This window comes from Enterobacter sp. AG326 (assembly GCF_004362415.1).
Lineage (GTDB): Bacteria > Pseudomonadota > Gammaproteobacteria > Enterobacterales > Enterobacteriaceae > Enterobacter > Enterobacter asburiae.
Map to the genome: position 1 here is coordinate 687,830 of NZ_SNXG01000001.1, position 10,272 is coordinate 698,101.

Consider the following 10,272-nt stretch of genomic DNA (forward strand, 5'->3'; position numbering starts at 1 on the left):
AAATCACTCTGAAGAACCATTTTCGTAATTCATGGTTATTTTCGCAACCTTACTGTCTTTAACCTCAAAAGAGAGCAATTTCTTACCCAATTCATAGGAAACCCACTGCTCCGCGGAATCATTTTCGACCTGGCCATCGCCGTATGCATTGTTCAGTGCTCTGATTGTTGAACCCACATGAACTCCACGCGGCGTTAAAATATCTGAGGCAGTCAGCGTAATCTGGGAGACGATATAATCATCAACGCTTCTTTCTGCTTTATCCCACCAGAGATTGGAAGTGAATATTTCTAAACCATCCTTTTGATGCTGGTAGAATTTATAGTCCGTTCCGTCAAAAGGAACCTCACCGACAAAATGGCCTTCAAGCGGCACGTCAATTTTACGGGCAATATCAGGAGTCCATCTGTCGCCTAAAGCGACAGGCTGGCCTTTGACATTGACGGAAAAATCCTGTTTTGTCAGAACGGGCGGCATAGCTTCTGCCAAAACCACATTGCTGCTCAGACAGGTAAACATCAGGGCACAACAAAGAAATGTAGGTGTGTGTGTTTTCACATTAGTTGTCATTCAATGAATATTTATTGCACTTCTCGCCACTGGAAACACCGCCAGGACATGGAAGCAGCGTTTCTTATTCGGCGCTTATGACGACTGAACCCAGACAGTCAGGATTTTTCACGGTGAAACTGAAGCTCACCTTTTGTCCATTCATATCTTTTGGCGCTGTATAGCTGGTAACTTCGTTCTCAGAGCGGCCTCGTGGATAATCACTTAACGTCAGTTGCGGATAATGCTTTTTAACGGTATCGAGAGTGATGCACTGGCCGGACGGTGAAAAATTCAGTAAGGGTGCCATACCGTCACTTTCTTTACTTAAGCGTAAATCGATTGCAGTAATGCTCGTTCCATCCGCCAGTTTGATATCGTCGGCATTGTAGAAATTGATATATTCATTCTGTTTCGTCAGCCTGAACGACAACGGAGCGTTATCCAGACTGTTAACGGACAACGTTTTAAGTGATGCGCTCATTTGTGCAATGAACTGCCAAAGATCCTGTTTCTGCATGTTACCTCCTGCCATTCCCGTCGTTAATAAAGCCGCAAGCACCGCACCCGTTTTTAGACTATGGATAATTTTTATCATACCAACCGCCATAATAATCTTCGTAATATTGCCCTGTGGTAGACGTTTGTTCGCCTTTGCCAAAGATACGGCCTATCTGCGTACGCGCTTCACTTTCCTTTATAGCCCCACGTTCGAGAGAATCATAGATACTATTATATTGTGTCTGATTTGCCGGATTGCCCGCAATACCGATATCTCCACCCTTGTTGGCTATGATTTCGCGTTGGACCCGGATATTGTTCAACGTTGCAGCGCCTTCATCACTGAGTGTGCTGTTGAGATAGGCGTCGCGCGAAGAAAAATCAATGTTGGGTTCATATAAAGCGTGACCACTTTCATGTGACAGAGACTGAACAACCGCATTCGGATTACCGAGCTCGTTTTTATCAACGGTAATAACTCGCTTTTGACGATTGGCAAACGTCCCCTTACCTGCTTCACCTTCTTCAAATGTCCAGCCTCGTTTCTTTAACGTAGCTATGTCATTTTTCATGGTCGGTGATTTATCGACAAGACTATCTACATCCTTGCCATATCCGCTTGAAGGAGCATTGGAGGCTGGAGGCGTAGCGGTTTTAGAGGCTTCGGCAGGTGCGCTGGCAGCCGCACCTGCCTTATTCTCCTTTCCCGGCGTAAATTTCGCCTGCACCGCCGCATCAATATCCCCTTTATGCCCCGAACCCGGTGCCGTTGTGCCCGGCTTGGTTCCCGAGGTATTCAGATGCAGCTTACCGCCCGTGGTGATATACCCATCCCCTTCCACGAAGAAGTTAAACTCTTTGCCGATCAGGTTAATCTTGCCGTTAGCGTTCAGCTCAATGGCGCTCTCACCGGAGACCAGCCGCAGCTTCGTCCCGGAAGCAATAACGTACTGCTCCACCGCAGCATCCAGCTTGCCTTTCCCCGTCAGGATCTCGGTTCCGCCCTTCACGGCCTGGGTTTGGTTCGCTTCCACGCGATGCAGTTCATTTTTCTTCACGTAATGGCTGCGCGCCCCGCCGACGCTGTGCGTTTCATCGTTTTTAACGCTGGTGTCCATGTTGCGTTCGGCCTGGATCCACACCTGCTCTGCGCCCGCCTTGTCCTCAAAGCGCAGGGCGTTGGCATTGTCCACGGAGCCCCCCTTAGAGCGGCTCATAAAGCCCATCTGCGTCGCCGCAGCCGGCAGCGCCCACGGCGGCATGCTCGCGTCGTTGTACACGCGCCCGGTGATAATCGGCCGGTCCGGATCGCCGTTGATAAAGTCCACCACCACCTCATCGCCGACGCGCGGGATCTGCACCCCGCCGTAGCCCTGGCCCGCCCACGCGCTCGACACGCGCACCCAGCAGGAGCTGGTGTCATCGCCCTTCGCCAGGCGGTCCCAGTGGAACTTCACCTTCACGCGACCGTATTTGTCCGTCCAGATACTCTCGCCCTTCGGCCCCACTACCTTCGCGGTCTGCGGGCCGTAGGTGCGCGGCCACGCCGTGGTCTGCGCCGGACGGTAGACCACCGCCGACGGAATCACCGTAAAATCGCTGCGGTGAATGGTTTCACCCTCGCCGCTCGCGTAGCGGTTCTCTTCGAAGTGATAGCCCGCCGCCGTGACCAGATACTCACCGTTGTCGCTGAAGAACGGCGCGTTTGTTAACGTGAAGGTGTGGCCCGGCGCAATCCCCGCCGCCGTGGCGGTGGCCTGAATCTGCTGATGCTCAACCTGCCAGCGTTCCTGACGGATACGGGCATAGAACTCCCCGTGGCCTTTGTCCACAAAGCGCCCCGGCCAGTCGTACACATCGATGCTGCCCGGCTTCGGCGACGCCGGGTTCTGCTGGGCCTGGAACAGCCACGCGTTCGGCTTGCGGAAGTCGTAGTCGTCGAGGCTGTAAATCCCCGGCGTCACGCTGTCCTCCAGCGCCCACTGGCTGATGCCCTCTTCGTCCGTACTGCCGCCGGACGGCGTCTGGTGATAAGGAATGACCTCATAGCCGCTGAACGGCTGATGCTGCGTGGCGGCGTCGGTTAGCACCAGGGTGTGTTTGTCCGCCTCATGGCTGAAGTGATAGGCAATCCCCTCCAGCTCCATCAGGCGGCTGATGAAGTCCAGGCTCGACTCCTGATACTGCACGCAGTAATCCCACACCCGGTAGCTGCCGGTGAGTTTATCCTCAACGTTAACCTGATGCTCACCCAGCAGGGTTTTCACAATCTGCGGCACCGTCTGCCCCTGGAAGATACGCAGGTTACGGTCGCGCTTCATCGGCCACAGGTCCGGCTCAACCGTCAGCTGGTACACCGCATAGCGGGTGCCCGTCAGCTCGACGGCGCTGACCGCCACGCGCGTAATCTTGCCGTTAACATACCGGGACGTCAGCAGGTTCTGCGTCGGGATGGTCACCGTGACCGGCTGGCCCAGCAGCTTGCTGCGGTCGATGCGCGCGTCCGTGCCGAGCACGGTCAGCGTCAGCGCGAACGACTCGGACATCGCCTCGCGGCCCGTCAGTTTCCAGAACAGAAGCCCCTCCACCGGGAGCTGAACGGTAATTCGGTTGAGCATAATCTTTATTCCACTATGGACTGATCTCGGTGTTCATTGAGATATTTTTTTATCGTGCTTATTTAAGCCATAAACCTGAAAACATAAGGACGCTACCCAGTGAAACTACGCTTTTAGCAACGATTAGTAAGCCAGGCGCAATGACGCGTGTTATAGGCGATATTGCTTCATAATTTTCAGCATTGTATTTTTTGTGCCTCCCTATAATCCCGGAAAAGATCGTGCAGAGCAGCACAACGGTAACTTTTAGTCCCCATACGCACAGGAAAGACATGGAAAAGATAATCGAATATTGTTTCGCCGTTGCGACGGAGAATAATGACATCGACTGAGCGAGCCATTTCAACGTAAAACCAATAACAACCGTAGCCACTAGCACCAGAACAAACATCAACCCGGCCAGGAACCATTGTTTTTTGTTGAACAAATCTTTTCCATTCCAGATGTATGCTAAAGTGATAAGGATGAATAACATACACCCAATCCATTTCATCTTTTCATACTCCACTCATTTTTTATTCGTCGCCATGCAAACAGTAAAAATAAAACCAATCGGGACTAGAATGTTCACAGCTTATTAGACATTAAAACAAAAAAAACCTTAATCACTTGAGATATCTTTTTTGTCTTTTCAAATATTCCACATCTTGTTCATGAGGAAGAATGATCTTTAATCCTTGCCCCATCTGCGAAGCTATATAATTAGCATTAGATAAATGCTCAGCAAGCTCGGCATCTGTTGTATCAAATTCTTTGGACGCGAGCACTCCAAGATTCAATGCATGTAATTTACTTTTATCTTTTTCAGCACCTATTAAAATTGATTTGATATAACCCAACTGGCACTTCACCATAACATACAGTGAAAAATCAGGCTTTGCTTCCAACCGTTGATTGATTATGTCAAGGGCATCATTGATATAATTCATCTAGGTATAATTTTCTTTATTCATGAGCAATCTCAATCATATTTTTATATTGAAAATATACTGTATCCCTCCACCTATTGACTGGAAGAGATGTTTTTAACTGACCAAATATCAGGCACGGAAAAAATAGCCATACCATAGGGATTATACAATTATAAAAAATTGTCCTCAGGTGCTCTATCGAATAACTCACCTGCCATTGTGGCGATACGTTCGTGTTGCACGAGTTTATTTTTCCACTCCTGGGGAATACCGGAATAACCATATAATGCTCCAGCTATTTGCCCCGCCGTCGCCGCAACGCTGTCAGCGTCATCGGCAAGATTGGCGGCCAGCAGAATTGCATCGCGGAAATTATCCGTATTCCATACCGACCACATCGCTGCCTCAAGCGTATCGATAACATAACCACTTGAACGAATCTGATCGCGAGTTTTTTGCTTATATTCACCCGCGTTGATAATCATTACGCGTGGCTGAAGCGGCATAACGTGCGGAGAAAAAACAAAATCTTTATTGCTACCGTTAATCATATGCACAAGCAAATAACTTAAATACTGTGTGCTATTTATTGCTTCCGCGGCACCGTGTGTTGCGATACTCTGTTTTTTAGCTTCATAAAATGCTTTGTTTAATGACTTTCTAAAAAAAATAGAGACAGGGGCTTGTCTGATAATGGAAGCATTACCTGCAGTTTCTGGCGCAGTATTGCCGCTCCATCCTGGGCCAATTGTTAAATATTGCTCTAAAGCAAATCGCGTTGTATTACCTATATCAAAACAGACGCCATTTGAACTGTTATAACCATGCTGATACCACGCCAAAAGCTTATTCCTGAAGCAGGTAGTATCAGCATCACCTTTCTCAAGAAGCGTTTCCGCAAGACATAATGCCATGGATGTATCATCCGTCCACTCGCCTGCGCGAAGTCGAAACGGCCCATCACCTGTCATATCGTTGACGTGTGCTTTGTCACGAGGTAAAAATTCGAGCGTCGTCCCTACAGCATCTCCAACAGCAAGACCAATAAGCGCACCAATAGCACGGTCTCGCGATTCCGCTAGTGAGATGTTACATGATGGTGTTAAGTCCCATTGTTTTTGTGCATCGCAATCACAAGATGATTCTAATAGATTATCATTATATTTATACTGCATCTTCTGCTGGACTGAACGACTGCTAACAGGTAAGAACTTACGATATCTATCTACATATTTAAGCAATATACTCAAATTAGCATGTAAATCAATCACCATTCACCTATAATAAAATATATTTAATGTCAAACCTTAAAATTCATCAGGATATTTCATTTTAAGATTTTGTTGTTTTATTCTGTAATTGGCATCAACCTCATGCGGCAGCCTAACCTTTAATCCTCGGCGGATTTGATCAACAATAAACCAGGCATCCGACAACCTTTCAAAAAACAACTCATCCGAATTATCAAACTCTTTCGCTGCATACATGCCGAACGTCATTTTCCATAATTTCGCTTTATCCTTTTCCTTGCCCTCGATTATATCCCGTAGAAATAATAATTGTTGCACAATAGAGTCGTACATTTGTAAAAGCGGGGAGTTGGGATTGAGATTTTTGCCCTCAGCATATCTCTTTTTTGCTAAAGTTAATGCTTTTTCAACATAATTTAGAGCTGTCATGTCATTCATTATATGGAGTCCAAATATCACGCTTAGTGGTAAACCATTGTATCCCACCGCCTTCTGTCTGGAAAGGTTTGTCTGGTACAGACCACGTGTCCAAGGCTGGTGTGGCACTACTTCGAAGCATTTCTACTTTTTGTTGCGCCTGATAAGCTTTTACTTCTTTAGGAACAATTAACCCCGTATCCCTGACCTGTCCTTCTGGGTTAATTCCAAGTTTTGTGGCAGGGGTCGATTCATCAAGTGAATACCAATTTCCTTGCCAATTCCCTGGGGATTGATTCTGATAAGCTATTTTCCCTTTATTGATTGTTTCAATTGTCACTCTCTGCTCAAGATCTATACCGCTGCGATAAGCTGGTATTTTACTTTCTTCGACACCCTGAGAACGCATAAAATCATCAACAATTTTTTGATTTGCACGGATATTAATATCTCTATTGAGATCGCCCGTGCGTCCAAATTTTTCATTAAGTTCAGCTCTTCGGGCCGAAATATTTGGCTTAACCGGTTCGAGAACAGGCTTTCCAGCCCGCCACGCATCAAACCTTGCCCCTCCCTTCATGCCAGCCCCGCCGCCGATAACGGAGCCGATCAGCATCCCCCATTTCTGACCGTCGCTGCCTTCGCCAAACAGCATTCCACCCGCGTAGCTACCCACAGTGCCACCGCCCATCGCACCGAGTGTACTCAGAAGTGCGATTGCCGGACTGGCCAGCACCGCCATCGCTCCGGCACCAACGGCGAGCATCGTCCAGTTCACCCACTCCGGGATTTCAGGACTTATTTCATCGGTCTGAACCTTGCTTCCACCGATAATAACATTACGCGATCCCTGACTAATCTCAGCGCTGCAAGTCAACTTATCGCCTGTGCGAGAGGCGGGAAAGTTGTTGATGTAAACTTTTATCGAACCTTCCGCAACCCGTTGCAGGCTACCGCTGTGCTCATCACACTCTCCGGCTGACAGATGAGCGCGGATAGCCTTTCGGCTGTTGATAAAGACATTGGGTGAACCTTCTTTTAGCGTACCGGTAGTATGGCGTGGAGCCCATGACATACTGCCGAGGAGCTCACCCAACCCACCCGCAGCACATGCCCCAGCCGCAACGGCAGAAACAGCAACCAACGCGGTCCCTCCGGTGACGACAACGGCAGCTGCGCCCAGAATTGCCCCACCAACCAATCCTGCGATCATCCAGCCTTTTGAGGCTGTATGAGCAATCTCATCATCTACGCGAGCGGCCAGACATTCGGACATAACTATTCGGCTCGCTGTGCCATCAGATACCCACGTATCCGATCGGGTGTATTAAGTTGGTCAGAACCAGAGACCTGGCGGCATACGGAAAGCTGTGAAAGCAAGTGATGTGATTTGTCTGAGGAAGTCGTCCAGAGCGCGTAACGAAGGGGTTGGCTGTCCGGAACGGGTGCAATACTGAGTGGTTTACCCCGCTTTTCAAAAAGCAAATACTGCCCCTCTTTCGCCCGCTGAAGCGAAAGGTGTCCATACAGTTCCTGAATGTTTTCAAAGACACTGAGTACCTTACTCTCACTATCAAGCGCAAAAAATGGCCCCTGGCTGTCGGCAGCGAGCATTTCCTGGGTTTCAGTCTGAGCCGGTTTGTGGAACTTAATACTGCGGATAATTTCCTGATATTGATTATGATAATAATCGCTAAACTCGCCCGGGCAAGTACCGATATAACACACCATCTTTTGGCCGCCAGGATGGTCACCGAGCAAAATAACGGTCTGCCTCTGGAAAATGATCGCATTATCATTTTTGAACTGATAATAAAGCTCAACCGCAGGGTGACCATCAACAGAGGTCATCTGAGAGGATTCGAGACGAAAGTCGGGCACCGTAATTTCCAGTTCACGTACCAGCCGTGTTGCCGCATCATGGACTTTATCTTCGTTTTTAGCACTCGCACGAGAAACAACAAAAGTAAACTCGCTGGCTCCATTATCACTCAGGGTAAATAAATTCATGGTTCTGTCTTTAAACACATCAGGTAAGGCGAGGGATGCTTCCTGAAGAATATATTCAGCCATTCGGGTTACTCTTATTTATTGCCATTAATAACAAAAAAACTATCCACTTCCTGCTGGATTTCACCCTGATGGGATGCGCCAGGAGGATCGATAACGTTTCGTCCATCATCAGGATTTAAATGCAATTCACCGGAAAGCGTATTAATTTGCGCATTCTCTTTTGCAGTAAAGTTAAAATTATTCCCAATGATATTAACGCTGCCGTCTTTTGATAGCTCGATAGCACTTTCACCACATTCAAGTCTCAGTGTATTACCTGCGGAAAGGATAAAATTGTTAACCACTTTATCGTTTCGACTCTTACCCGTCAGGCATATCACATCGCCTTTAATACCTGATTTCTGGTTTTTCGCTACCCGTAAAGTTTCATCTTCTCCAACAAACTGAGTGCGATTTTTTTCAGTAGAATGCGACTCGTCGTTTTTGACGTTAATATCCAGATTCCGCTCGGCCTGGATCCACACCTGCTCTGCGCCCGCCTTGTCCTCAAAGCGCAGGGCGTTGGCGTTATCGACGGAACCGTCTTTCGTGCGGCTCATAAAGCCCATCTGCGTCGCCGCAGCCGGCAGCGCCCACGGCGGCATGCTCGCGTCGTTGTACACGCGACCGGTGATAATCGGCCGGTCCGGGTCGCCGTTGATAAAGTCCACCACCACCTCATCGCCGACGCGCGGGATTTGCACCCCGCCGTAGCCCTGGCCCGCCCACGCGCTCGACACGCGGACCCAGCAGGAGCTGGTGTCATCGCCCTTCGCCAGCCGGTCCCAGTGAAACTTCACCTTCACGCGACCGTATTTGTCCGTCCAGATACTCTCGCCGTTCGGCCCCACCACCTTCGCGGTCTGCGGGCCGTAGGTGCGCGGCCACGCCGTGGTCTGCGCCGGACGGTACACCACCGCCGACGGAATGACCGTGAAATCGGTACGGTGAATGGTTTCCCCCTCGCCGCTGGCGTAGCGGTTCTCCTCAAAGTGATACCCCGCCGCCGTCACCAGATACTCGCCGTTGTCGCTGAAGAACGGCGCATTGGTTAACGTGAAGGTGTGCCCTGGCGCAATCCCCGCCGCCGTCGCGGTGGCCTGAATCTGCTGATGCTCCACCTGCCAGCGCTCCTGACGGATACGGGCATAGAACTCCCCGTGCCCTTTATCCACAAAGCGCCCCGGCCAGTCGTACACGTCGATGCTGCCCGGCTTCGGCGACGCCGGGTTCTGCTGGGCCTGGAACAGCCACGCGTTCGGCTTGCGGAAGTCATAGTCGTCGAGGCTGTAAATCCCCGGCGTCACGCTGTCCTCCAGCGCCCACTGGCTGATGCCCTCTTCATCCGTGCTGCCGCCTGACGGCGTCTGGTGATAAGGAATGACCTCATAGCCGCTGAACGGCTGATGCTGCGTGGCGACGTCGGTGAGTACCAGGGTATGTTTGTCGGCCTCATGGCTGAAGTGATAGGCAATCCCCTCCAGCTCCATCAGGCGGCTGATGAAGTCCAGGCTCGACTCCTGATACTGCACGCAGTAGTCCCACACCCGGTAGCTGCCGGTGAGTTTATCCTCAACGTTGACCTGATGCTCGCCCAGCAGGGTTTTCACAATCTGCGGCACCGTCTGCCCCTGGAAGATACGCAGGTTACGGTCGCGCTTCATCGGCCACAGGTCCGGCTCAACCGTCAGCTGGTACACCGCATAGCGGGTGCCCGTCAGCTCGACGGCGCTGACCGCCACGCGGGTAATCTTGCCGTTAACATAGCGGGACGTCAGCAGGTTCTGCGTCGGGATGGTCACCGTGACCGGCTGGCCCAGCAATTTGCTGCGGTCAATGCGCGCGTCCGTGCCGACCACGGTCAGCGTCAGCGCGAACGACTCGGACATCGCCTCGCGGCCCGTCAGTTTCCAGAACAGAAGCCCCTCCACCGGGAGCTGAACGGTAATTCGGTTGAGCATAATCTTTATTCCA

At 50.2% G+C, this 10,272-nt stretch carries 10 protein-coding genes; all 10 read right to left on the bottom strand.

The window, feature by feature from the left end:
• Positions 1–3 precede the first annotated feature (3 nt).
• The gene (locus tag DFO52_RS03275; RefSeq protein ID WP_233457935.1) at positions 4–519 is read right to left on the bottom strand and encodes a hypothetical protein; all 516 of its coding nucleotides are present in this window, start codon (positions 517–519) and stop codon (positions 4–6) included.
• Between the two features lie 115 nt (positions 520–634).
• On the bottom strand, positions 635–1,159 hold the full coding sequence (locus DFO52_RS03280; RefSeq protein ID WP_230598706.1) for a hypothetical protein: 525 nt from the start codon (positions 1,157–1,159) through the stop codon (positions 635–637).
• Positions 1,128–3,668 carry a type VI secretion system tip protein VgrG gene (locus DFO52_RS03285; RefSeq protein WP_133549302.1) on the bottom strand — a complete coding sequence of 847 codons (2,541 nt, stop codon included), beginning with the start codon at positions 3,666–3,668 and terminating at the stop codon, positions 1,128–1,130. The genes DFO52_RS03280 and DFO52_RS03285 overlap by 32 nt, the downstream gene beginning before the upstream one ends.
• Before the next feature lie 58 nt (positions 3,669–3,726).
• Positions 3,727–4,161: a hypothetical protein gene (locus DFO52_RS03290; protein WP_133549304.1), complete on the bottom strand. Its 435-nt coding sequence runs from the start codon at positions 4,159–4,161 to the stop codon at positions 3,727–3,729.
• A 112-nt stretch (positions 4,162–4,273) separates the two neighbouring features.
• Positions 4,274–4,597 (bottom strand): immunity protein Tsi6 family protein, encoded by a 324-nt coding sequence (locus DFO52_RS03295; RefSeq protein ID WP_243737934.1) that lies wholly within the window; start codon positions 4,595–4,597, stop codon positions 4,274–4,276.
• 152 nt (positions 4,598–4,749) lie between these two features.
• The gene (tri1, locus tag DFO52_RS03300) at positions 4,750–5,853 is read right to left on the bottom strand and encodes an ADP-ribosylarginine hydrolase Tri1 (protein ID WP_133549306.1); all 1,104 of its coding nucleotides are present in this window, start codon (positions 5,851–5,853) and stop codon (positions 4,750–4,752) included.
• A 33-nt stretch (positions 5,854–5,886) separates the two neighbouring features.
• The gene (locus DFO52_RS03305) at positions 5,887–6,267 is read right to left on the bottom strand and encodes an immunity protein Tsi6 family protein (RefSeq protein WP_133549308.1); all 381 of its coding nucleotides are present in this window, start codon (positions 6,265–6,267) and stop codon (positions 5,887–5,889) included.
• On the bottom strand, positions 6,260–7,522 hold the full coding sequence (locus tag DFO52_RS03310; RefSeq protein ID WP_133549310.1) for a polymorphic toxin type 46 domain-containing protein: 1,263 nt from the start codon (positions 7,520–7,522) through the stop codon (positions 6,260–6,262). The genes DFO52_RS03305 and DFO52_RS03310 overlap by 8 nt, the downstream gene beginning before the upstream one ends.
• 2 nt (positions 7,523–7,524) lie before the next feature.
• Positions 7,525–8,319 (bottom strand): DcrB-related protein, encoded by a 795-nt coding sequence (locus tag DFO52_RS03315; protein WP_133549312.1) that lies wholly within the window; start codon positions 8,317–8,319, stop codon positions 7,525–7,527.
• A gap of 11 nt (positions 8,320–8,330) precedes the next feature.
• A complete protein-coding gene (gene tssI / locus DFO52_RS03320; RefSeq protein WP_133549314.1) occupies positions 8,331–10,259 on the bottom strand; it encodes a type VI secretion system tip protein TssI/VgrG in 1,929 nt (642 codons plus the stop codon).
• Positions 10,260–10,272: the final 13 nt, after the last annotated feature.

Excerpts from the sequence above, each read along its gene's own strand:
- DFO52_RS03275 (WP_233457935.1), bottom strand. The coding sequence starts at position 519 with ATGTTTACCTGTCTGAGCAGCAATGTGGTTTTGGCAGAAGCTATGCCG.
- DFO52_RS03280 (WP_230598706.1), bottom strand. The coding sequence starts at position 1,159 with ATGGCGGTTGGTATGATAAAAATTATCCATAGTCTAAAAACGGGTGCG.
- DFO52_RS03285 (WP_133549302.1), bottom strand. The coding sequence starts at position 3,668 with ATGCTCAACCGAATTACCGTTCAGCTCCCGGTGGAGGGGCTTCTGTTC.
- DFO52_RS03290 (WP_133549304.1), bottom strand. The coding sequence starts at position 4,161 with ATGAAATGGATTGGGTGTATGTTATTCATCCTTATCACTTTAGCATAC.
- DFO52_RS03295 (WP_243737934.1), bottom strand. The coding sequence starts at position 4,597 with ATGAATTATATCAATGATGCCCTTGACATAATCAATCAACGGTTGGAA.
- tri1 (WP_133549306.1), bottom strand. The coding sequence starts at position 5,853 with ATGGTGATTGATTTACATGCTAATTTGAGTATATTGCTTAAATATGTA.
- DFO52_RS03305 (WP_133549308.1), bottom strand. The coding sequence starts at position 6,267 with ATGAATGACATGACAGCTCTAAATTATGTTGAAAAAGCATTAACTTTA.
- DFO52_RS03310 (WP_133549310.1), bottom strand. The coding sequence starts at position 7,522 with ATGTCCGAATGTCTGGCCGCTCGCGTAGATGATGAGATTGCTCATACA.
- DFO52_RS03315 (WP_133549312.1), bottom strand. The coding sequence starts at position 8,319 with ATGGCTGAATATATTCTTCAGGAAGCATCCCTCGCCTTACCTGATGTG.
- tssI (WP_133549314.1), bottom strand. The coding sequence starts at position 10,259 with ATGCTCAACCGAATTACCGTTCAGCTCCCGGTGGAGGGGCTTCTGTTC.